The 21,850-nt window shown below is 66.5% G+C and carries 19 protein-coding genes; 7 read left to right on the forward strand and 12 right to left on the reverse strand.

The features are described 5' to 3' along the window. Positions 1–92 precede the first annotated feature (92 nt). Positions 93–1,679, forward strand: coding sequence for a calcineurin-like phosphoesterase C-terminal domain-containing protein (locus AC1PLA_RS09765; protein ID WP_481106077.1), 1,587 nt, complete (start codon positions 93–95; stop codon positions 1,677–1,679). Between the two features lie 274 nt (positions 1,680–1,953). Here AC1PLA_RS09765 and AC1PLA_RS09770 read toward each other — a convergent pair whose 3' ends face one another. From AC1PLA_RS09770 to AC1PLA_RS09795, 6 genes are all read right to left on the reverse strand, one after another. Continuing rightward, positions 1,954–3,030, reverse strand: a complete 1,077-nt coding sequence (locus AC1PLA_RS09770; RefSeq protein ID WP_481106078.1) for a C13 family peptidase — start codon at positions 3,028–3,030, stop codon at positions 1,954–1,956. Positions 3,031–3,344: 314 nt separating this feature from the next. Further along, complete coding sequence (mtnC, locus tag AC1PLA_RS09775; RefSeq protein WP_481106079.1) at positions 3,345–4,043, reverse strand: acireductone synthase; 699 nt, start codon at positions 4,041–4,043, stop codon at positions 3,345–3,347. A 2-nt stretch (positions 4,044–4,045) separates the two neighbouring features. Continuing rightward, positions 4,046–4,612 (reverse strand): 1,2-dihydroxy-3-keto-5-methylthiopentene dioxygenase, encoded by a 567-nt coding sequence (locus AC1PLA_RS09780; protein ID WP_024937737.1) that lies wholly within the window; start codon positions 4,610–4,612, stop codon positions 4,046–4,048. Between the two features lie 41 nt (positions 4,613–4,653). Then, positions 4,654–5,307, reverse strand: a complete 654-nt coding sequence (locus AC1PLA_RS09785; protein WP_016904399.1) for a methylthioribulose 1-phosphate dehydratase — start codon at positions 5,305–5,307, stop codon at positions 4,654–4,656. Between the two features lie 676 nt (positions 5,308–5,983). Beyond that, the gene (locus tag AC1PLA_RS09790; RefSeq protein WP_115510946.1) at positions 5,984–7,414 is read right to left on the reverse strand and encodes an amino acid permease; all 1,431 of its coding nucleotides are present in this window, start codon (positions 7,412–7,414) and stop codon (positions 5,984–5,986) included. A 128-nt stretch (positions 7,415–7,542) separates the two neighbouring features. Beyond that, positions 7,543–9,015, reverse strand: coding sequence for an amino acid permease (locus AC1PLA_RS09795; protein WP_024937736.1), 1,473 nt, complete (start codon positions 9,013–9,015; stop codon positions 7,543–7,545). Positions 9,016–9,157: 142 nt separating this feature from the next. Here AC1PLA_RS09795 and AC1PLA_RS09800 point away from each other — a divergent pair, with 142 nt between their 5' ends. Further along, the gene (locus AC1PLA_RS09800; protein WP_411759378.1) at positions 9,158–9,745 is read left to right on the forward strand and encodes an NUDIX hydrolase; all 588 of its coding nucleotides are present in this window, start codon (positions 9,158–9,160) and stop codon (positions 9,743–9,745) included. 862 nt (positions 9,746–10,607) lie between these two features. Here the strand turns inward: AC1PLA_RS09800 and serA are convergent. Next, complete coding sequence (gene serA, locus AC1PLA_RS09805; protein WP_024937734.1) at positions 10,608–11,849, reverse strand: phosphoglycerate dehydrogenase; 1,242 nt, start codon at positions 11,847–11,849, stop codon at positions 10,608–10,610. Positions 11,850–12,057: 208 nt separating this feature from the next. Between serA and AC1PLA_RS09810 the strand changes: the two genes are divergently transcribed. Genes AC1PLA_RS09810 through AC1PLA_RS09820 form a run of 3 tightly spaced genes read left to right on the forward strand, consistent with a single transcriptional unit; the run spans position 12,058 to position 15,666 of the window. After that, positions 12,058–13,476, forward strand: coding sequence for an FAD-binding oxidoreductase (locus tag AC1PLA_RS09810; protein ID WP_411759379.1), 1,419 nt, complete (start codon positions 12,058–12,060; stop codon positions 13,474–13,476). Between the two features lie 34 nt (positions 13,477–13,510). Beyond that, entirely contained in the window at positions 13,511–13,810 is a 300-nt protein-coding gene (locus tag AC1PLA_RS09815; protein WP_039527539.1) for a DUF2388 domain-containing protein, read from the forward strand. After that, complete coding sequence (locus tag AC1PLA_RS09820; RefSeq protein ID WP_481106080.1) at positions 13,807–15,666, forward strand: DUF7844 domain-containing protein; 1,860 nt, start codon at positions 13,807–13,809, stop codon at positions 15,664–15,666. Before AC1PLA_RS09815 ends, AC1PLA_RS09820 begins: the two co-directional genes overlap by 4 nt. 284 nt (positions 15,667–15,950) lie before the next feature. On the opposite strand, the gene AC1PLA_RS09825 is transcribed toward AC1PLA_RS09820, so the two are convergent. The 5 genes from AC1PLA_RS09825 to AC1PLA_RS09845 all read right to left on the reverse strand — a co-directional run bounded on the left by AC1PLA_RS09825 (position 15,951) and on the right by AC1PLA_RS09845 (position 19,628). Next, the gene (locus AC1PLA_RS09825) at positions 15,951–16,343 is read right to left on the reverse strand and encodes a hypothetical protein (RefSeq protein ID WP_349780689.1); all 393 of its coding nucleotides are present in this window, start codon (positions 16,341–16,343) and stop codon (positions 15,951–15,953) included. Further along, complete coding sequence (yeiP, locus tag AC1PLA_RS09830) at positions 16,343–16,909, reverse strand: elongation factor P-like protein YeiP (RefSeq protein ID WP_016904354.1); 567 nt, start codon at positions 16,907–16,909, stop codon at positions 16,343–16,345. Before yeiP ends, AC1PLA_RS09825 begins: the two co-directional genes overlap by 1 nt. 114 nt (positions 16,910–17,023) lie before the next feature. Further along, positions 17,024–17,794 (reverse strand): SDR family oxidoreductase, encoded by a 771-nt coding sequence (locus AC1PLA_RS09835; protein WP_481106081.1) that lies wholly within the window; start codon positions 17,792–17,794, stop codon positions 17,024–17,026. A gap of 143 nt (positions 17,795–17,937) precedes the next feature. Continuing rightward, a complete protein-coding gene (locus AC1PLA_RS09840) occupies positions 17,938–18,834 on the reverse strand; it encodes a hydroxymethylglutaryl-CoA lyase (RefSeq protein WP_126961989.1) in 897 nt (298 codons plus the stop codon). Further along, a complete protein-coding gene (locus tag AC1PLA_RS09845) occupies positions 18,831–19,628 on the reverse strand; it encodes an enoyl-CoA hydratase-related protein (protein ID WP_039521374.1) in 798 nt (265 codons plus the stop codon). The genes AC1PLA_RS09840 and AC1PLA_RS09845 overlap by 4 nt, the downstream gene beginning before the upstream one ends. Before the next feature lie 116 nt (positions 19,629–19,744). Here AC1PLA_RS09845 and AC1PLA_RS09850 point away from each other — a divergent pair, with 116 nt between their 5' ends. Next, on the forward strand, positions 19,745–19,993 hold the full coding sequence (locus tag AC1PLA_RS09850) for a FeoA family protein (protein WP_016904358.1): 249 nt from the start codon (positions 19,745–19,747) through the stop codon (positions 19,991–19,993). Further along, on the forward strand, positions 19,990–21,849 hold the full coding sequence (gene feoB / locus AC1PLA_RS09855) for a ferrous iron transporter B (RefSeq protein WP_104623144.1): 1,860 nt from the start codon (positions 19,990–19,992) through the stop codon (positions 21,847–21,849). Before AC1PLA_RS09850 ends, feoB begins: the two co-directional genes overlap by 4 nt. The last annotated feature ends 1 nt before the right edge of the window (position 21,850 follow it).

Raw genomic sequence — 21,850 nt, forward strand, 5'->3', positions numbered from 1 at the left:
TGCGCTCCTACGGAATGTGTCGGCGTGTCTTTCGCGCCGTGCGCCTGGCGAGGGCGGGTACAATTTCCGCTGATCTTCGCGCGGGAAAACGCATGCAGCTTCGCTTCGCTCTGTTGGCCCTGGGTGTGCTCGCGGGAAGCGCGTACGCGCGCGATGCCGTTGTCGATGGCACCGTCTACGAAGAACGCGACGGGCGTGCCGGGCGCAGTGCCGATGAGCCGGGCATTGCCGATGTAGTGGTCTCCAACGGCGAGCAGCTGGTACGTACCGACGCGCAAGGCCGCTATCGCCTGCCGGTGCGCGACGGGCAGACGGTGTTCGTGATCAAACCGGGCGAGCGCAGCTTCGTGCCAGCCGCCGACGGACTGCCGGGTTTCTGGCGTCACTACGCGCCCAAGGGCTCGGCCAAGCGCAAATACCCAGGCATCGCCGCAACCGGGCGCAGCACGCAGCACTGGGATTTTGCGCTGACCCCGCGCGCCAGTGCCGGCAAGGAGGGCTTCCAGATGCTGGTGTTTGCCGACAGCCAGACCGCCAGCCTGACCGACGTGGGCTACTACCAGCGCGATATCGTGGCACCGATCGTCGGCAAGACCTCGGCCAGGCTGGGCACCACGCTGGGCGATATCGTCAGCGACGATCTGAGCCTGTACCCGGCCTTGAACAAGGTGACCACCCAATTGGGGGTGCCGTGGTTCCATGTGCCGGGCAATCACGATCTCAACGTCGACGCGGGCGACGATGCGCATTCGCTGGACAGCTGGCGTGCCGTTTACGGCCCGGATACCTATGCGGTGGAAGAGGCCAACGCCAGCTTCGTGTTCCTGGACGATGTGATCTATACGCCAGGCGGCAAACCGGCCTATGTCGGCGGCCTGCGCGAGGACCAGTTCGCGTTCCTGCAGGCTTATCTGGCGCAGCTGCCGCGCGAGCGGCTGCTGGTGCTGGGCATGCATATTCCGTTGTTCGACGCGGCGCCGGGGCAGGAGACCTTCCGGCATGCCGATCGTCGCCGCCTGTTCGCCTTGTTGAAGGATTTTCCGCATGTGCTGGTGCTCAGCGCACACAGCCATACCCAGCGACAGGTCGATCACGGCGCCGACGAAGGTTGGCAGGGTGCCCGCCCGCTGCACGAATACAACGTCGGCGCGGCCTGCGGTGCGTTCTGGTCCGGCGCCAAGGATGCCGACGGCATTCCCGACGCGACGATGAGCGACGGAACGCCGAACGGGTACGCGGTGCTGCAGGTCGCGCCCGGCGGCGACTACACGCTGGCCTATCACGTCGCGCGCTCGGTCGATGATGCGCAACTGCTGCTGCACGCGCCCAAGGTGCTGCGCCAGGGTGCGTATGCGGCCTGGGGGATCTACGCCAATGTCTTCATGGGCCAGGACAACACCCTCGTCGAGATGCGCATCGACAATGGCGCATGGCAGCCGATGAAGCGGGTGGAGCGCGCCGATCCGCGCCTGCTGGCCGAGAACGTGCGCGATGATGCGGCCGAGCAATTGCGCGGCTACGACCGCTCGCCCGAGGCCACGCCGTCCACGCATCTATGGCGTGGCGCGTTGCCGACCACGCTGGAGGTAGGCGAGCACGCGGTGGACGTACGCGCATCGCTGCCGACCGGGCAGTACAGCGCACGCACGGTGTATCGCTTGCAGCGCGCCGATCTCTGATAGGGATGCGTGCGTGGTGCGGGGGTTCTTGGGTGAAGCCCGTCGCGCATAAATGCGCTCCTACGGTGATTGGTTGTTGGTTCGTTGACGCTTGAACCCTATTGCCGGAAACACAAACGCCTCCACGAGGGAGGCGTTTTGGGACCCGGGCTGGCAGGCGATGGCGCGCTGGCGGGGATCGATGCTGGCTGGCGTGAGCTGGCTGGCCGGGCGAGTGTAGCGAGGCTGCGCCAGCGCTGACGAAATGAGAATTAGTCTCAGCGCGTGGCAATCTTCATGGCGTCGCGGGTGCCGGCACGGGCGACGGTTTGCGCGGGCTGGCCGGTGCGGCCGGCACCTTGACCTTGGTCGGATCGTCCAGCGACCTGCTATCGGGATCGGCTTCCGGATCCTGGTCCTGCCCGGCGTCCGGGGCGGTCTCCAGCGGCGGATACGGGTAGGCCACGGCCGCGCCTGCGTGCAGGCCTGCACGCCAGCGTGCCAGCACCGGCGCGATGCGCTTGCCGAGCGATTGCTGCGGCAACGACGGCAGTTCGCCTTCCTGCTTCTCGCGCGCGGTGATCGCCGTCTTGGCCATATCGAACGCGGCCAGCGGGTCGTCGCTGCGGTTCATCGCATCGATCAGCCAGGCCTGGCCGAAGTAGGTTGCATTGGAAGTGTTGCCGCAGCCGAACGAGGGTCGGTCGGCGCGCGCGGCGGTGAGGATCAACGTGTCCGGCGAACGCAGCGCCGGAATGAAGCCGCCCGAGTAGCACGCCGACAGCACGATGATGCGATTGCCGATGCCGGCATCGTCCAATGCCTGGCGCAGATCCTGCGGGCTGATGAAGTCTTCCTCGTTCTGGTCCACCTGCACGTACAGCGTGTGGTCTTCGGTGCCATGGGTGGTGACGAACAGCAGCAGCGCGTCTTCCTTGCGATCCATGCGCTTGCCGATTGCGGCGAGCGTGTCGTACAGGTTGTCGTAGGTCGCCAGCGGTGCGTACGGCTGCTCGCCCAGATTGTCGGGGTTGTTGACCAGCGTCACCACGCGGCCGCGCGCAGCGAAGCGTTGTTCGAACAGCTGCCTGAGGTAGAGCGTCTCGTTGCGAAACACATCGTCGCTGGCATCGCCGGCGAAGCCGACCACATACAGGTCGGTCACCCCAGGACGCTGTGGCTGCAGCGCGTTCAATGCCTGCGCAAGCGCCGCCTGGTCGACCGGGTCGACCTCATCCTTGCCTGCCGCCGCCTGCTTGGGCAATGCGGCACCCGCATCGGGGTGACAGCCGGCCATCAAGGCCACGATGAGGATCAACAATGAGAGTCGCCGCAACAAGGCGTTCGGTCCGAAGGGGGAATGCAGCGACATGACAAACGCCGAGGTCTGGGAGGACGGGTGGAGCGCCTGGGCGCAGTGATCGCAACGCAGGCCATGACGTTGCACAACGTCCATCGATCCGCTTCAAGCACATCTTGCAGAACACGTTGCCTGCAGCAGGCCTTCCAAGTCTCGCCACTGCGCATCGACAAGGTCGGCTGAGCCACGCCTGCAACAGCGCCGCGAGCCTGCCGTCAGGCGGGTGCGCACGGCGCGCTTGAACCGCAATGCATCAGGAGCGCATGCAACGCGGAGTAACGACTGCGCTCACCCGAGGATGAGCGCAGCGGACTTGCCGATCGCGCTTACAGCGCCAGCTCGGTGAAACTTTCCACGCGCTGGTGGCTGCCGATCTCGTCGGCCGAGCGTGGGGAGGGGTAATCCTCAAGGCGGTCCAGCAACGCGGTACGCATGCCGGCACGCTTGGCGGCGTCCAGCTCTTCGATCACGTCCGACAGGAACAGGATCTCGCCCGGCGGCACGCCGATGCGTTCGGCGATGCGGCGGTAGCTGGCGCTCTCGCGCTTGGGGCCGACCTCGGTATCGAACCAGTCGCTGATCAGCCCGCTCAGGTCGCCGGCATCGCTATGCGCGAAGAACAGCTTCTGCGCCGGCACCGAGCCGGACGAATACACGTACAGCGGAATGCCGGCCGCATGCCAGGCCTGCAGCTGGATCGCCGCATCGGCATAGATGTGCGCGGTGAAGTCGGCGGTCTTGTAGCCGTCGCTCCAGATCATCCCCTGCAACGCCTTGAGCGCAGTGTGCTTGCGATCCTCGTCGATCCAGGTCTGCAGGGTGCTGACCAGGACTTCGTCCGGTACGTCCTCGCCGATCTCGTCGGCCACCTGGTTGAGCCAGTGCCGCACCTGCGGGTGACCGCCGTGCTCCTGCACGTAGGCCGGCATGGCGCGGCGCGCATACGGAAACAACACGTCCTTGACGAACGAGATGCTGCTGGTGGTGCCTTCGATATCGGTGAGGATCGCTTGCGGTCGTGTCATCGTCAGCTGGCCTTTGGAGGTTTCTCGGGGGCGTAGCGGGGGAATTGTTGGGCGATTTCGGTGCCGGTGAAGTGGCCGACCCAGCCATCGGGCTCGGTGAAGAAGCGGATCGCCACAAAGTGCGGCTCCGGCCCCATGTCGAACCAGTGCAGGGTGCTGTCGGGCACGGCGATCAGGTCGTCCTTCACGCATTCGATCTCGTAGACCTTGTTGTCCACGTGCAGCGTGAACTGGCCCGAGCCGGCGACGAAGAAGCGCACCTCGTCTTCCTTGTGGAAGTGCTCGTCCAGGAACTTGGCGCGCATTTCCTCGCGCTTGGGATTGTCCGGCGCGATGCTGACCACATCGACAGTCTTCAGCCCGCGCTCGGCGCTGAGCCGCTCGATATCCTCGCGGTAGGCTGCCATCACCTGCTCGGGTGATGCGCCCGGCTCGATCGGCTGATTGGCCTTCCAGCGCTCGAAGGTCACGCCGATCTTGCTCAGCTCGGCAGCAATCTGCTCGCCGTCGCGGCTATCGAGCTGCGGCAGGTTGGGATCGGAATCGTTGTAGATGCGAAGTCGGCTCATGGCGATCTGGCTCACAAGGGAAGGGGGGAGGTGGCGAGGACTCAGCGCGGGCCGCGCAGCTTCAGCAGCTCGAGTTCGCAATGCAGCAGGAATTCGAAGGCCTCCAGGTGACGGCGCGCCTCTGCCATGTTGCGGCCCCAGGCATACAGACCGTGCCCTTCGATGAGATACCCCCACAGGCTCTGTTTGTCCAGCAGGGCCTCGACCTGTGCGGCCAGCACCTGCATGTCCTGCGTATTGGCGAACACCGGCACGTCCACCGCCGTTTCATGTGTGGTGTTGCCTTCGAAGGCTTTCAACAGCTCATAGCCCTCCAGCCGGATCATCCCGCTGCCGGCGTACAGCCGCGAGGCAATGGTCTGCACCGGCGAATGCGTGTGCAGCACGCAGCCGATCTCGGGGAAGCGGCGATACAGCTGGGTATGCAGCAGCGTTTCCGCAGACGGGCGCAACGGACGGCCAACCGCCAGGCCATCGAAGTCCACCACCATGATGTCTTCTTCGACCAGGCGGCCCTTGTCGCGGCCGGACACGGTGATCGCCGCGTGCTGTTCGTCCAGGCGATGGGAGAAATTGCTGCTGGTGGCCGGCGTCCAGCCGGCCTGGGCCAGCTCGCGGATATTGCCGATCAGCAGGTGCGCCAGCTCGTGCAGACGCGCGGCGCTATAGGGCAGGGGGGCAGTGGTCGCATTCATGGACCTATTCTACTGCCCCGCCGGATTACGGTCAGGTGCAGCGCAGCAGGGTTTGTTCCTGCCACGCCCGTACCCAGATCGGCCGACAAAACGTGAAGAGCGCGCGCCTGGCAGTGGGCGCGGTGGGTTTGTCAGTCGTCTGTTGTTGGATGCAGTCAGAAGCCTAGGTCAAATGCCTGGTTGGTCGAGGGCGCGGTGCCCTCACCGCCCGCGGGACACGCCGCAAGTACGTCCATGTAGGCTCGGTGGCGGCATCCATGCCGCCACACGGTCCCGCAATCGGCGAGGGCACCGCACCCTAAAATTGGTCGGCGCTCGCATATAAAGCTGCCTGTCGCGCGACGTGCGTCGGGACATCGAGCTCACTCATCAGGATCGGACAAGGTGGCGTCGAACAACGTGCATCGTGCGTTGCTCGTACATGCACACCGACCATCCCGATTGGTCCTTGCCCGGCCACCGTCGCGGGACCTTACGCGGCATGGATGCCGCGTAAGAGCCTACAGGGACGTACTTGCGGCGTGTCCTGCGATGGTGGGCGGGCAAGGACCCTGCAGCCAGGCCGCAGATCAAGCGCCCACCAACCAAGCTACAGATCAGCCCGCCCAAGATCAGCCGCTCTGCGATAGACCAGCGCGCAGGCGTTCTATCAGCCGCTCTCAGCCCACGCGTGTGCTCAGCGACTGTCGCGCAGACGGCTGTGGCGATAGCCGTAGCCGAAATAGACCACCAGCCCGACCAGCGTCCACACCCCCATCAACATCCAGTTGTGCAGGGTCATCGCCGACAGCAGGGCCAGGCAGCTCAACACGCCAGCGCTGCAGATCAGCCAGGCCACCGGCATGCGGAACGGACGCGGCAGTTCCGGGTGGGTGCGGCGCAGGATCAGCACGCCGGCGCACACGGCGGCGAACGCGATCAGCGTGCCCATCGAGGTCAGCTCGCCCAGCACATCCAGCGGGAACACCGCTGCCAGCAGGGCGATGCCCACGCCGGTGATCACGGTATTGACGTGCGGGGTGCGGTACTTGGGATGGATGCGAGTGAAGATCGACGGCAGCAGCCCGTCGCGCGCGATGATCATGAAGATGCGCGGCTGGCCGATGATCATCACCAGCACCACCGACGACAGCCCGATCAGCGCGCCGACTTCCACCACCACGCGCAGCCAGGCCAGCTGCGGATGCGCCGCCACCGCGGTCACCACCGGCTCGTCGGTGCCGAGCAGGGTATAGGGCACCAGGCCGGTCATCACCGCCGCCATGGCGATGTACAGCACGGTGCAGATGACCAGCGACAGGATCATGCCGATCGGCAGGTCGCGTTGCGGGCGGTGCGATTCCTGTGCCGCCACCGACACTGCCTCGAAGCCGATATAGGCGAAGAACACCATCGCCGCGCCGCGCAGCACGCCTTCCATGCCGTACTTGCCCGGACCTTCATTGGCCGGAATGAACGGGTGCCAGTTGGCGGTATCCACGTACTTCCAGCCCACCGCGATCACCAGCAGGATCAGCCCGGTCTTGAGGATCACCATCGCCATGTTCATCGCCGACGACTTGCGGATGCCCACGTAGCACAGCCAGGTCAGCAGCAGCACGATACCGGCGGCGGGCAGGTTGGCGATTGCGCCGGTGCGCTGCAGCTTGCCGTCCAGCGGCGCGCTGACCAAGGCAGCCGGCAGGTGGATGTTGAAATGCTCCAGCAGGCTGAGGAAATAGCCGGTCCAGCTGACCGCCACCGCCGAGGCGGATACGCCGTATTCCAGCACCAGCATCCAGCCGATGAACCAGGCCGCCAGTTCGCCGAAGGTGGCATAGGTATAGGTGTAGGCGCTGCCGGATACCGGCACCATCGCCGCGAACTCGGCGTAGGCCATTGCGCAGAACGCGCAGCACACCGCGGCCAGCACGAACGACAGCATGATCGCCGGGCCGGCATGGTCTGCCGCGGCCTGGCCGGTGATGACGAAGATGCCGCCGCCGATCACCGCCCCGATGCCCAGGGCGGTCAGCCCCCAGGGCCCGAGTGCGCGTTGCAGGCCCAGCCCGTCGGCCGCCTCGTGGCTGGCGTGCGGGTGCTTGGTGGCCCAGAGTTGCTTGAACATGCAGCGGTTCCTGTTGAATCCCTGCACGTGGCGGTGCGGGCGTGTGCGAGATGTGCGGGCTGTTGCGAAGGACTCGTGTCGTCAAATCCCCGCACACGGATGTGCGGGCTCTTGCGAGGGACTCGCAATCAAACCTTACGGGCCAGCCGGCTATGGCGAATGCCATAACCGAAATAGATGACCAGGCCGATCATGGTCCAGCCCACGAACACCTTCCAGTGTTCCTGGAAGGCCTGGAAGAACAGGAACAGGCAGGCCAGCGCGCCCAGCGGGCAGATCAGCATCGCCAGCGGCACCCGGAACGGCCGCGGCAGATCCGGTTTGGTGAAACGCAGCACCATCACCCCGGCGCACACGGTGGCAAAGGCGAGCAGGGTGCCCATCGACACCAGCTCGCCCAGCACGCTGAGCGGGATCAACCCTGCCAGCAACGCCGCGACCACGCCGACGAAGATCGTCCCGACATAGGGGGTATGGAACTTCGGATGCACCTTGCCGAATAGTCGGGGCATCAACCCGTCCTTGGCCATGGTGTAGAAGATGCGCGGCTGCGCCATCAGCATCACCAGCACCACCGAGGACAGGCCGGCGATCGCGCCGATCTCGACTGCGGTCTTGAGCCAGGTCAGTTGCGGGTGCGCTTCCAGCGCGGTGGCCACCGGCTTGGCGGTGCCGAGCTGGGTGTAGGGCAGCAAGCCGGTCAACACCGCACAGACGATGATGTAGATGACGGTGCAGACCGCCAGCGATACCAGAATGCCGATCGGCATGTTCTTCTGCGGATCCTTGGTCTCGCCGGCGGAGGTGGAGACCGCGTCGAAGCCGATGTAGGAAAAGAACACGATGGACGCGGCGCGGAACACGCCGTCCCAGCCGAACTGGCCCGGCCCGGTATTTTCCGGGATGAAGGGATGCCAGTTGGCCGGGTCGATGTAGGCGATACCGAAGCCGACGAACAGGCAGATCACCACCACCTTGATCGCCACCACGATGGCGTTGGCGAATGCCGATTGGGTGACGCCGACGTAGCACAGCATGCTCACCGCCGCCACGATCAGCACGGCCGGCAGGTTGATGAGGTTTCCGGAGCTGACAAAGTTGTGGCCGTCCCAGGCCAGTGGCGCGCCGGCCAGCTCGGCCGGGAACGGCAATCCAAGCGTGCCGGTCAGGAAACTGATCAGGTAGGCGGACCAGCCGACCGCAACGCTGGAGCCGGCGAACAGGTATTCCAGCACCAGGCACCAGCCGATGAACCAGGCGATGCCCTCGCCGAGGGTGGCATATGAATACGAGTAGGCGCTGCCGGAGACCGGCATCATCGCCGCGAATTCTGCGTAGCACAGGCCGGCGAACGCACAGGCGATGCCGGCGAACACGAAGGACAGCATCACCGCCGGGCCTGCATGGTTGGCAGCGGCCTGGCCGGTCAATACGAAGATGCCGGCACCGATTACCGCGCCGATGCCGAGCATGATCAGGTGCTTGGCGGTGAGGGTGCGTTGCAGGGTGGCTTCGCCTTGCAGGCTGCCTTCGACCGGTTCGCCCCCATCGACATGTCCAGCGGGCTCGATCGGTTTGACCCTCAACAGAGACTTCAGCATTCGGTACATCCCTAAGTGGCAAAGCTAAGGCGCGCGCGCCTGGGCGAAGGTGGTGCGCCGCATCCCGGTGGGACAGGCAAGCGGCCTACCTTGCCAAAGCTACACGCTCACGACAAGCACGTACGCAGCATGAATGGCGATAATGGCCGCCTGGCCCGCAACGGGCGACCGGGAACGACAGATGGTGGATGCAACCCTGCAACAGCGATTGGCCGACTACCGCGCACGCTGGCCTGACGAAGCGGAACTGGCCGAGCAGTTCGCTCAGCTGCTGGACGATGCCACCAACCCGTTCCTGCGCGAGCGTGTCGAAGGTCATTTCACCGGCTCGGCGTGGGTGGTCAGCGCCGATGGCACGCGCACGTTGCTGACCCATCACCGCAAGCTGCAACGCTGGCTACAGCTGGGCGGGCACGCCGACGGCGACCGCGACCTGGCGCAGGTGGCCTTGCGCGAGGCGCAGGAGGAATCCGGATTGACCGGCTTGCGCCTGGCTGACGCGGCCATTTTCGACCTGGACCGGCACTGGATTCCCGCGCGCGGCGAGGTGGCCGGGCACTGGCATTACGACGCGCGCTATGTGGTGATGGCTGGGGCGGACGAGGCGTTCGAAGTCAGCGAAGAATCGCTGGCCCTGGCGTGGCGCCCGGTCGCCGAACTGCTTGCCGATCCGCAGCTGGATCCGTCGATGCGGCGCATGGCGGAGAAGTGGATGGCGCGCGCGCGTTGAGCAGCTTGTCAAAGCCCCTTTCGTCGGGGCGATAAGGCACTGCTTGCGCGCCACTGGCGCGCGCGCCGCAAGCGCGGGCACTACGCCTGGTACTTGCCGGCTTCGGTGGGCGGCAGCAGCGCGGCCGGCGATCGGCTGCTCGGCTCGGTCAGACATCCTGTCTGACTCGCCGCCGCGGCACGTCCTTGTGCCGCTTTCCGCCAATCCCCGGTCACGCTGCTGCCTCGGCCATTCGCTGTCATGACCTTGGAAGCAGTGGGTGAGTGATGAGACGTTTTTTCATGCTCAGGTCTGAGAATCAAAGCCCCGCTCCCGTGGGGGCGAGCAGGCGCAGCTTGCGCGCCACAAGCGCGGCCTGGCCTGTCGCTTAGCGGCTTCGGTGGGTGGCAGCAGCGCGGCCGGCGATCGGCTGCTCGGCTCGGTCAGACATCCTGTCTGACTCGCCGCCGCGGCACATCCGTGCGCCGCTTTCCACCAATCCCCGGCCACGCTGCTGCCTCGGCTATTCGCTGTCATGACCTTGGAAGCAGTGGGTGAGTGATGAAACGTTGTTTCATGCTCAGGTCTGAGAATCAAAGCCCCTCTCCCGTGGGGGCGAGCAGGCACAGCTTGCGCGCCCCGGCCCGCGCTTGCTGCGCGTGCCTGGAAGCGCCCGCGCAGCAAGCGCGGGCCGGGGCGCGGAGCGGATGTTTGGGGAGAGTACGGCCAGGTATCGGCTGCCAGTCTACGAGTCACCCTTACTGGCGCGTGGCGACGCGTTTGCCATGGCAGACGCACCGAAGTTGGCCGCAGCGCCCCTCATCCGGCCCTTCGGGTCACCTTCTCCCGTTGGGAGAAGGGATCACCTCGGTACAAAGTCCGCTCAGTACAGAATGCGCGTCCGCAAGGTCCCTTCGATCAAGGCCAGGCCTTCCTTCAACGCGGTGGCCTGCGCCTCGCTGGCGCTGACGTCGATCACCACGTAGCCCACCTTGGGATCGGTGCGCAGGAACTGGCCGTCGATGTTGACGTTGTGGCGCGAGAACAGTTCGTTGATCTTGGACAGCACGCCGGGCACGTTGCGGTGGATATGCAGCAGACGCAGGCTGTCGGGGTGCTCGGGCAGGGTGACCTCGGGGAAGTTCACTGCCGACAGGGTGCTGCCGTTGTCGCTGTAGCGCACCAGCTTGGCGGCCACTTCGATGCCGATATTGTCCTGCGCTTCCAGCGTGCTGCCGCCGACGTGGGGGGTCAGGATCACGTTGTCGTGTGCGGTCAACTTTGATTCGAACGCATCGCCATTGCCCTTGGGCTCGATCGGGAACACGTCCACCGCCGCGCCGCCGATCTGGCCCGAGCTCAGCGCCGCGTCCAGTGCGTCGATGTCGATCACCGTGCCGCGCGAGGCGTTGATCAGATGCGCGCCGTGCTTCATGCGCGCGATTTCCGCCGCGCCGATCATGTCCTTGGTCGACGGCGTCTCCGGCACATGCAGGGTCACCACGTCCGAGCGTGCCAGCAGGTCGTCCAGATCGATCGCCGCACGCGCATTGCCCAGCGACAGCTTGGTTTCGATGTCGTGGAAGATCACCTGCATGCCCAGCGACTCGGCCAGCACGCCGACCTGGGTGCCAATATGCCCGTAACCGACGATGCCCAGCACCTTGCCGCGCGTTTCGTGGCTGCCGGCGGCCGACTTGGACCACCCACCGCGATGGCATTCGGCATTCTTCTGCGGGATGCCGCGCAACAGCAGGATTGCCTCGGCGATGACCAGCTCGGCCACGCTGCGGGTATTGGAGTAGGGCGCGTTGAACACGGGGATGCCGGCCAGCTCGGCCGCGTCCAGATCGACCTGGTTGGTGCCGATGCAGAAGCAGCCCACTGCGATCAGGCGCTTGGCATGCGCCAGCACCTCGGCGCTCAACTGCGTGCGCGAGCGGATGCCGACGATATGCGCCTCGGCGATGCGCGCGATGAGCTCGTCTTCCGGCAACGACTTGGCGTGCAATTCGATCTGCGAATAACCGGCGGCGCGGAACACATCCACGGCAGTCTGGCTGATGCCTTCCAGCAACAGGACGCGGATGTCCTGCTTGGGAAACGAGGTTCTCTTCGGCGACATGGGGGAGCGCATTGCAGCAATCGGGTCGGCAACTATGCCAGATGGGCCGCGCGATGGGGCGCCCGCAACGCAGTGTTTGCGCAGGCAAAGTCCTTGTGGTGCAACGGTTTCAGCTGAATCCAACGCCGCGGCGGCGCCATGTCGTGCAACTGGACGAGGCTGGCGCGCACTGGCACGCTGTGCGGTTCCTACTGCAGCGCCGTGTGTCATGACCGATCCCCGCATCCTTTCGTTGCAACAGGCCGTGCCCGCGTTGCGTTTGAAGACCGAGCCGGCCGACCTGGAACACTACGGCCGCGACTGGACGCGGCGCTGGACGCCCAACCCGCTGGCGATCGCCTTGCCCGGTTCGGTGGACGAGGTGCAGGCGGTGCTGCGCTGGGCCAATGCGAACGCGGTTGCGGTAGTGCCCTCGGGCGGGCGCACCGGCTTGTCCGGCGGTGCGGTGGCTGCCAATGGCGAGCTGGTGCTGAGCCTGGAGCGCCTGAACAAGCCGCTGGAGTTCAACGCAGTGGATCGCACGCTCACCGTCCAGGCCGGCATGCCGCTGGAAGCGGTGCACAACGCCGCGCGCGAGCATGGGCTGGTGTATCCGGTGGATTTCGCCGCGCGCGGCTCGTGTTCGATCGGCGGCAATATCGCCACCAATGCCGGCGGCATCCGCGTGATCCGCTACGGCAATACCCGCGACTGGGTGGCCGGCCTGAAGGTGGTCACCGGTGCCGGCGAACTGCTGGAACTCAACAACGCGCTGGTGAAGAATTCCAGCGGCTACGATTTCCGCCATTTGATGATCGGCTCCGAGGGCACGCTCGGCGTGGTGGTCGAAGCGACATTGCGACTGACCGACCCGCCGCCGCCCAGCAACGTGATGCTGCTGGCGCTGCCTTCGTTCGAGGTGCTGATGCAGGTGTTTGCCGCGTTCCGCGCGCAGCTGCGGCTGGAGGCGTTCGAATTCTTCACCGACCGCGCGCTCGAACACGTGCTGGCGCACGGCGCGCAGGCACCGTTTGCCGAGGTGCATCCGTATTACGTGGTCACCGAATTCGCTGCCGGCGACGAGGCCCAGGAAGCCGCAGCGATGGCGGCATTCGAAACCTGCATGGAGCAGGGCTGGGTCAGCGACGGGGTGATCAGCCAGAGCGATGCGCAGGCCGCGCAACTGTGGCGACTGCGCGAAGGCATCACCGAAGCGCTGGCGCGCTACACGCCGTACAAGAACGACGTGTCGGTGCGCATCTCGGCGATGCCGGCGTTCCTGGCCGAAACCCAGGCGTTGCTGCACGATGCGTATCCGCATTTCGATGTGGTGTGGTTCGGCCATATCGGCGACGGCAATCTGCATATCAACGTGCTCAAGCCCGACGACACCAGCCAGGCAGATTTCGTGGCGGCCTGCGATCAGGTGACCAAGTTGCTGGCGCAGGCCTTGCAACGTTTTGGCGGCAGCATCTCCGCCGAACACGGCATCGGCCTGGTCAAGAAAGCCTACCTGTGGAGTACCCGCTCGGCCGAGGAGATCGTCTTGATGCGCGGGATCAAACATGTGCTCGATCCTCATCTTTTGCTGAATCCCGGCAAGCTGTTCGAGATGGACGACGCGCCTGCCGCCACGCGTGCCGGTTAGTCTTTCACCACCTTCACATGGAATCGATACGCCAATGATGCGCTCCCTCGTGTTTTGCGCTTTGACGCTGCTGCCGCTGGCGACCTTCGCATCCAGCCTGGCCGGAACCTCGGCGGGTGCATCGTCGGCCGGGTCATCCAATTCCTCCGGCAGCAGTTCCGGCGACGACAAGGTAGTGGCCGACGCACGCGAAGATGCCGCCGGCTTCGTCGCCAGCGATGGCGCGATCCGCGGCGCGCGGCTGGAAGCGGCGCTGCTGCAGTTGCGCAGCCGTAGCGATGCGGCGCGGCTGTCCAGCGACCTGGAACTGGCGCAGTCCATCCTGGCCCAGTGAGTTCTCCTCGCCGGTGCTGGTGGCTGTGGCTGGCCGCAGCGATCGCACCGGCGGCGCAGGCCGAATTACGCATCGATGTCGATCCGCAGGGCCTGTCTGCGGCGCAGATCGACACCACGCACGCATTGGTGAAACAGGTGGCGCAGCGTCTGCCGCCGGCCTGGATGCAGCGCATCGATGCACCGATCCAGCTGCAGTGGCGTACGGACTTGCCGGCACACGTGCATGGCCGCGCGATCGGCCGGCGCATCCTGCTCGATCGTGCGCTGCTGGATGCCTGGAGCGTGCAGGCGACAGCTGCGCAGACCGACCCCGGCGCACCGGCCACGCGCGCGGCAATGGCCGCCGTGGTGCATGAACTGGCGCATGTGCTGGACCGCGGTGCGCACGGCGGCCTGTCGCGCGACCCGCGGCTGCGCGATCTGGCCGGCTGGCAGGTGCGTCCCTGGCGGATCGGGCGCGGCGCAAACCGGTTCAGCGATCGCAGCCCCGACGATTACGAGCGGCGCAGCCCAGCCGAATTCGTCGCGGTGAATCTCGAACACTACGTGCTCGATGCCGACTATCACTGCCGGCGTCCGGCGCTGGCCGCCTGGTTCGCCGAGCAGGTCGGTGGCATGCCGAATGCAACCCATTGCGAGACGACGTTGCCGTACCTGCAAGCTGATAACGATGCCGGCGCGATGTCGCTGCTGGCACTGGATCCAGCGCGTGTGTACGCGGTGGACTACCTGCTGGCCGAGGGCAATGCGCAGCCGATGAGCCGCTGGGGCCACAGCATGCTGCGTCTGGTGATCTGTGCCCCTGGCCGCACGCCCGGTCCCGATTGCCGTCTGGATCTGCAGTATCACCGCGTGCTGTCGTTCCGCGCCTTCGTCGGCGATGTGCAGATTTCCAGCTGGCGCGGGCTGACCGGCTCGTATCCCTCGCGGCTGTTCGTATTGCCGTTGAATCAGGTCGTGGACGAATACACCAAGGTGGAGCTGCGCGCGCTGTCGTCGGTGCCGCTGACACTGACGCGCGAGGAGATCGCCGCGCTGCTCGCACGCGCCGCGCAGGTGCATTGGAGTTACGACGGGCGCTACTACTTCATCGGCAACAACTGCGCGGTGGAGACCTTCAAGCTCCTGCACGACGGCGTGCCGCGGCTTGCCGCGGCCGGGCTGTCGTCGATCACCCCGCGCGGCGTGAGGCAGCGCTTGCAGCGCGCCGGCATCGCCGACATGCAGGTGCTGGACGACCCTGCGCAGGCGATTCGCCAGGGCTATTACTTCGAGTCGGCGGCAGCGCATTACCAAACCATGTTCGAGGTGATCCGCCGCGGCCTGCCGGTGCCGCAGACCAGCGTGGAGCAATGGCTGGACGCGCGCGCGGACGCGCGTGCGCAGTGGTTCGACCGCGGCGGTCTACGCGAGACCGCTGCAGCGTTGTTGCTGGAACAGGCCGCGTTGCGCCGCCAGGAGTTGCTGGCACGCGATGCGCTCAAGCGCCTGCTGACACCCGGCGCTGCCGGGCGCGACTCGGTGCAGGGTCAGCTGCAGTCGCTGTTCGCGCGGCAGGCCCAGCTCAGTCACCCGGCCACGCTGTTGGGCAGCGCCGGCTACGGGCTGCCGCAAGCGGAAGAGCAGCAAGACCTGAGCGTGCGCGTGGCGCAGGAAACCGGCGTACTGGTCGACGGCTGGAAACAGCTGCAGGCGCTGGGGCGGCAGCAACTGCCGGCCGACGTCCGCGCCGGACTAGAGCAGGGCGAGGCGAATGTGCAGCGCCTGCGCGCACGCCTGCGCGTGCTAGCGCGCGGTGATGCGGCTGCCGACAAAATGCGGTCGGAGATGGGTATACCTTTGCAGGCGCAATAGCGATTCGGACCACGCCGGGGGCGCGGTACCAGCCGCTCTCCCTGCGGGGCGAGAAGGCACTGCTTGCGCGCCATCGGGGCGCGGAGCTGAGGATAGGGCGAAGCTCTCGTGTGAGTCCAACTGCACGAGGCTTCGCCCGTACCCTCATCCGGCGCTTTGCGCCTACCTTCTCCCGATGGGAGAAGGTAGGCGCTGTGGCCTGCAGCTGTAAGTCCCAGTCCCCAGTGCTCCGGCCAGGGACAATGCATTGCACAGCTGGCACCTGTCACACCAGCCGGCGCACCTCAGCCAGCCGGTTGCAGATCCGCCTGCACCGAATACTTGCGCAGCCACTCGCTGACCCGCGCGTTGTTGCGGTATTGCTTCAGTAGCTTTGCAAGCCGTGCCGGTGCCGGCGTGCAGAATTGCGCGATCGCCACCTCGATCTCGTGGCGACGATCGGCGTCGTACGGGTCCTCGCCCGCGAAGTGCTCGCAGGTGTCGTAGTCCTCCACCAGCGTGCGCACATCCTCCGGCATGCCGCACAGGCCGGGCGGATGTTGCAGCCACTCCTCGTCCACCTTGGCATCGGTGCAGGCCACCGGCGCAGGTGCGTGCGTGGCTGTCGGCGCCGGGGCTGGTTGCGCCGTGCAGGCGCCCAGCAGCCCCAGCATCACCACAACGACCAGCTTGCGCATCAGTCGGCGCGGCCTGCGAATTCGCCGGTGGTGGTGTTGACCAGCACGCGCTCACCGTTGGTGATGTATTCGGGCACCATGATTTCCAGGCCGGTGTTGAGCTTGGCCGGCTTGGGCCGCTTGGTGGCGGTGCCGCCCTTGAGTTCGGGCGGGGTTTCGACCACTTCCAGCGTCACCGTCTGCGGTAGTTGCACGGCCACCGGTTGGTCGTCGATCACCTGCACGTAGATGCCGGTCAGCCCGTCGATGATGTAGCCGGCATCGGTGCCGATCACGTCCGCATCCAGCGTGTAGGGTGTGAAGTCCTCGTCGTCCATGAACACGAACGCCTCGCCATCCTTGTACGAGAACGTCGACAGGCGACGCAGCAACTCCACTTCCGGCAGGTTGTCGTCGGCGTCGAAGCTGGCGTCCAGCTTGGCGCCGCCGGGCACGCTGTACATGATAAAGCGGAAGCGCACGTTGCCACCGCGGCCCTGCGGCGAGCTACGCTCGATGTCGCGGATCTGGTAGATGCCGCCGTTGTATTCGACGACGTTGCCTTTCTTGATGTCGTTAGCTTTCATGGAATGAGTCAGGGATTGGTGATTTGGGATTAGGGATTGGCAAAGCAGAGCTGGAGCGGGCGGGCAGGGCAGTAGTGCTGTTACGAATCCCCAATCCCGACGCACCAATCCCCGCTACTTCGGCGCCAACCGCACGCCGCCGTCCAGGCGAATCACGTCGCCGTTGAGATAGCGATTGCGCAGGATGAAGACGACGGTGTCGGCGTATTCGTCGGGTTGGCCCAGACGCGAGGGGAACGGGATCGCCGCAGCCAGCGATTGCTGCACCGCCTCGGGCATGCCGTCCACCATCGGGGTCCAGAACACGCCCGGTGCGATCGTCATCACGCGGATGCCAAAGCGGGCCAGCTCGCGTGCCATCGGCAAGGTCATGCCGACCACGCCCCCCTTGCTGGCGGCATAGGCGGCCTGGCCGATCTGGCCTTCGTAGGCGGCCACCGAGGCGGTGTTGATGATCACGCCGCGCTCGCCGTCGTCGCCGGCACTGTTGTGCTGCATCACATCGGCCGCGGCCTTGGCCACGTTGAAGCTGCCGACCAGGTTGACCAGCACGGTGGTGCGGAAGGTTGCCAGCGGCATCGGCGCTTCCTTGCCGAGCACGCGGCCCGAACCCAGGATGCCGGCGCAGTTCACCGCCAGGTTGAGCCCGCCCAGCGCCTGCGCGGCCTGCGCCACGTTGGCGGCGACCTGCGCTTCGTCGGTGACGTCGGTGGCGAAATACTGCGCGTTGCCGTCACCGAGCAGTGCCAGCGCCGCCTCGGCCTTGTCGGCGTTGACGTCGAACAGGGCGACCTTGCCGCCGTCGGCCACGATGCGCTGCGCCACGGCCAGGCCCAGGCCGGACACGCCGCCGGTGACGATGGCAAGAACAGAAGAAGGCTGCATGCGGTGGTTCCTTGGAAATCCTGGAAGCCGGTGGATGCCGGCAGGCGAACGGGTGACGACGCAGCCGGCGATTCTAGCCGAAGCGTCCGTGTGACCGCCCTGGAAGATGCGCGGGCGTGGCGGCGGCGTGCGGGACTAAAATCTTAGCCGGCGGCCGCCAAGGCCTTGCCGACCTTGCTGCCGGTCTCGCGACCCAGCAGCTGCGCCAGCCAGCGGCCGGTGCGGGCGAGGGCGGGCAGGTCGATGCCGGTCGGCATGCCCAGCCCATGCAGCAGATACACCACGTCTTCGCTGGCCACATTGCCGCTGGCGCCCTTGGCGTAGGGACAGCCGCCGGCACCGGACACCGCCGCATCGACCACGCGCACGCCTTGCTCCAGGCAGGCGGCGATGTTGGCCAGTGCCTGGCCGTAGGTGTCGTGGAAGTGCACGGCCAATGCCGGCATCGGGACCGCCTGCGCCACCGCGGCCAGCATCTGGCGTGCCTTGGCCGGGGTGCCGACGCCGATGGTGTCGCCCAGCGAAATCTCGTAGCAGCCCAGTGCGTACAACCGTTGCGCGACATCGACCACGTCGGCCACCGGCACCGCGCCCTGATACGGGCAGCCCAGCACGGTGGAGACGTAACCGCGCACGCGCACGCCGTCGAGCGCGGCCTGCTCCAGGATCGGCCGAAAGCGCGCGATCGATTCGTCGATGCCGGCGTTGGTATTGGTGCGATTGAAGGCCTCCGACGCCGCGGTGAACACCGCCACCTCCTGCACACCGGCGGCGCGTGCGCGCGCATAGCCCTGCAGGTTCGGCACCAGCACCGGATAGGCGATGCCCGACGCCTGGGTGATGCCGGCGAACACCTCGGCCGCATCGGCCAGCTGCGGCACCCAGCGCGGGCTGACGAAGCTGGTCGCCTCGATGCTGCGCAGCCCGGTCGCGGAGAGTTGATCGATCAAGGCGATCTTGTCGGCGGTGGCGATCGGCGTCGCTTCGTTCTGCAGGCCATCGCGCGGGCCGACCTCGACAATGCGGACGAAGTCGCTCACGCCGCGCCCTCTGGCACCCAGGCCGGGCTGCGCTTGTCGAGGAAGGCGCCCAGGCCTTCCTGGCCTTCCGCGGAAACGCGCAGGCGCGCGATCCACGCGGCATTGGCAGCGTCGATGGCGTCGCGGTCGATCGGTGGCAGCACCGCGCGCACCAGCGCCTTGGCGCTGGCCGCGGCCAATGGCGCGGCCGCCAACAACAGGCGGACCTGGCGCTCCACCGCGATATCCAGTTGGTCGGCGGCCACCAGTTGATGCAACAGGCCCAGCAGCTGCGCGGTGGCCGCGTCGAAGATCTCGGCAGTGGCGAACCAGCGCCGTGCCTGGCGCGCGCCGATCGCGGCGATCACATACGGCGAAATCACCGCCGGCAGCAGGCCGAGCTTGCTCTCGGTCAGCCCGAAGCGCGCCTCGGTGCAGCCGATGGCGATATCGCAGCACGCCACCAGGCCCACGCCGCCGCCGAACGCCGCGCCGTTGACGCGCGCGATGGTCGGCTTGGGCAACTCGTCCAGCGTGCGCATCAAACGCGCCAGGGCGAGCGCATCGGCCGCGTTGTCGGCCTCGCTGGCACCGGCCATGCCGCGCATCCAGTTCAGGTCGGCGCCCGCGGAGAACGCAGCGCCGGCGCCGGTGATCACGACGACGCGGATCTGCGCCGCTCGGCCGGCCTGCTGCAAGGCGTCGGTGAGCGCGCCGATCAAGGTCGCATCGAAGGCGTTGTGCACCGCCGGGCGGTGCAGTCGCAACGTGCGGACCGCTCCCTGGTCCTCCACGATCAAGCCGGTGTCCTGCATTGCGTCAACGTCCATGAATGGGATGCGAACCATGATAGCGGCACGGGTCGGCTGAGCCATGACGCGGTGCGTCGATGCTAGAATTGAGAACCATTCCTAACAATCAGGCCGTCTTTGTGACGCTGTCCGACATGCCCTTGCATCGCGCCGCCATCGTGGATTCCGTGGAGGATCGCCTCCCCAACGACACGATCGCCCGGCGTCTGCGCGAACTGGGTTTTGTCGCCGGCGAAGAAGTCACGGTGCTGGCGACCGGGCCGGTCGGGCGCGAACCGCTGCTGGTACAGGTCGGTTACACCCGGTTCGCCCTGCGCCGTAGCGAGGCCGCACGCGTGCAGGTACGCGTCGATGGAGCACAGGCATGAGCGTGGCAAGCGTTCCGTTGCGGCTGGCGCTGGTGGGCAATCCCAACAGCGGCAAGACCGCGCTGTTCAATCAGCTGACCGGCAGCCGGCAGAAGGTCGCCAACTACACCGGCGTCACCGTCGAACGCAAGGAAGGGCAGTTCCGCGCGCCATCCGGGCGCGACTTCGCGGTGCTGGATCTGCCCGGCGCCTACAGCCTGCAGCCGGCCAGCCTGGACGAGGCGATCACCCGCGACCTGTGCCGTGGCTTTTACCCCGGCGAACCGGCACCGGACGTGCTGGTCTGCGTGATGGATGCGACCAACCTGCGCCTGCATCTGCGCTTTGCGCTGGAGCTGCGCGAGCTGGGCCGGCCGATGATCGTGGCCTTGAACATGGTCGATGCGGCGCAGCGGCGCGGCATCGTCATCGACCTGCCGGCGCTGGAACAGGCGCTCGGGGTGCCGGTGGTGGAAACGGTGGCGGTACGCCGCGGCGGAGCCAAGGCGCTGGTCGAGCGCATCGACGCGCAGGCCGCGCGCCTGGCGGCACCGAGCGCCACGCCGCCTGCCGATGGCAACTACCATGCGCAGGTGCGACAGATCCTGAGTGCGGCGGTGACCATGCCGACGCGGACCTCGCGCGTGGACGATGCGCTGGACCGCTGGCTGCTGCACCCGCTCTGGGGCCTGGTCACGCTGGCGGTGGTGATGTTCCTGATCTTCCAGGCGGTGTATGCCTGGGCCAACCCAGTGATGGACCTGATCGATGCCGGCACCGCGATGCTGGGCGAGTGGGCGGGCACCACGCTGCCGGAGGGCCCGCTCAACAGCCTGCTCAAGGACGGCATCATCACCGGCCTGGGCGGGGTGATCAAATTCCTGCCGCAGATCCTGATCCTGTTCGCCTTCATCCTGGCGCTGGAGGAGTCCGGCTACCTGCCGCGCGCGGCCTTCCTGCTCGACCGCATGATGTCTGCCGCCGGCTTGTCCGGGCGCTCATTCATTCCGTTGCTGTCGAGCTTTGCCTGTGCAGTGCCGGGCATCATGTCCACCCGCAGCATCCAGGACCCACGCGACCGGCTCGCCACCATCATGGTCGCGCCATTGATGACGTGTTCGGCGCGCCTGCCGGTGTATGCCTTGCTGATCGGTGCCTTCATCCCGCAGAAGACCGTGTGGGGCATCTTCAATCAGCAGGGCCTGATCCTGTTCGGGCTGTATGCCGCGGCCATCGTCAGCGCGCTGCTGGTGTCGTGGACAATGAAGAAGTGGCGCCGCGACAAGAGCGAGCACCCGCTGATGCTGGAGCTGCCGTCGTACCGCCTGCCGCATCTGCCCGACCTGGCGCTGGGGCTGTGGGAGCGTGCGCTGATCTTCCTCAAGCGCGTCGGCGGCATCATTCTGGCCCTGACCATTCTGCTGTGGTTCCTGCTGTCGTTTCCGGCCGCGCCGGCCGACGCCACCTTGCCGGCGATCGATTACAGCTTCGCCGGGCGCATCGGCCATGCGATGGCGGTCTTCTTCGCGCCGCTAGGCTTCAACTGGCAGATCTGCATCGCGCTGATTCCGGGCCTGGCCGCGCGCGAAGTCGCGGTGGCCTCGCTGGCAACCGTGTACGCGCTGTCGGCGGCCGACGACGATGCCGCGGCGCAGGCCTTGTCGCCGCTGATCAGCGATGGCTGGTCGCTGGCCACCGCGCTGTCGCTGCTGGTCTGGTACATCTACGCTCCGATGTGCATCTCCACGCTGGCCACGATCAAGCGCGAAACCAACTCGTGGAAGCAGATGACGGTCAGCGCGGTGTACCTGTTCGCGCTGGCCTACCTGGCCTCGCTGGTGACCTACCAGCTGGCCGTGCTGCTGGGAGCCGGCTGAA

The sequence above is a fragment of the Xanthomonas sp. NCPPB 1826 genome, assembly GCF_056725285.1.

What these genes read in the sequence shown, in the direction of transcription:
- serA (WP_024937734.1), bottom strand. Translation starts at nt 11,849, where the DNA reads ATGTCGCCGAAGAGAACCTCGTTTCCCAAGCAGGACATCCGCGTCCTG.
- AC1PLA_RS09800 (WP_411759378.1), top strand. Translation starts at nt 9,158, where the DNA reads ATGGCCGCCTGGCCCGCAACGGGCGACCGGGAACGACAGATGGTGGAT.
- yeiP (WP_016904354.1), bottom strand. Translation starts at nt 16,909, where the DNA reads ATGAAAGCTAACGACATCAAGAAAGGCAACGTCGTCGAATACAACGGC.
- AC1PLA_RS09825 (WP_349780689.1), bottom strand. Translation starts at nt 16,343, where the DNA reads ATGCGCAAGCTGGTCGTTGTGGTGATGCTGGGGCTGCTGGGCGCCTGC.
- AC1PLA_RS09770 (WP_481106078.1), bottom strand. Translation starts at nt 3,030, where the DNA reads ATGTCGCTGCATTCCCCCTTCGGACCGAACGCCTTGTTGCGGCGACTC.
- AC1PLA_RS09780 (WP_024937737.1), bottom strand. Translation starts at nt 4,612, where the DNA reads ATGAGCCGACTTCGCATCTACAACGATTCCGATCCCAACCTGCCGCAG.
- AC1PLA_RS09790 (WP_115510946.1), bottom strand. Translation starts at nt 7,414, where the DNA reads ATGTTCAAGCAACTCTGGGCCACCAAGCACCCGCACGCCAGCCACGAG.
- AC1PLA_RS09835 (WP_481106081.1), bottom strand. Translation starts at nt 17,794, where the DNA reads ATGCAGCCTTCTTCTGTTCTTGCCATCGTCACCGGCGGCGTGTCCGGC.
- AC1PLA_RS09815 (WP_039527539.1), top strand. Translation starts at nt 13,511, where the DNA reads ATGATGCGCTCCCTCGTGTTTTGCGCTTTGACGCTGCTGCCGCTGGCG.
- AC1PLA_RS09785 (WP_016904399.1), bottom strand. Translation starts at nt 5,307, where the DNA reads ATGAATGCGACCACTGCCCCCCTGCCCTATAGCGCCGCGCGTCTGCAC.
- AC1PLA_RS09765 (WP_481106077.1), top strand. Translation starts at nt 93, where the DNA reads ATGCAGCTTCGCTTCGCTCTGTTGGCCCTGGGTGTGCTCGCGGGAAGC.
- mtnC (WP_481106079.1), bottom strand. Translation starts at nt 4,043, where the DNA reads ATGACACGACCGCAAGCGATCCTCACCGATATCGAAGGCACCACCAGC.
- AC1PLA_RS09845 (WP_039521374.1), bottom strand. Translation starts at nt 19,628, where the DNA reads ATGCAGGACACCGGCTTGATCGTGGAGGACCAGGGAGCGGTCCGCACG.
- AC1PLA_RS09795 (WP_024937736.1), bottom strand. Translation starts at nt 9,015, where the DNA reads ATGCTGAAGTCTCTGTTGAGGGTCAAACCGATCGAGCCCGCTGGACAT.
- AC1PLA_RS09810 (WP_411759379.1), top strand. Translation starts at nt 12,058, where the DNA reads ATGACCGATCCCCGCATCCTTTCGTTGCAACAGGCCGTGCCCGCGTTG.
- feoB (WP_104623144.1), top strand. Translation starts at nt 19,990, where the DNA reads ATGAGCGTGGCAAGCGTTCCGTTGCGGCTGGCGCTGGTGGGCAATCCC.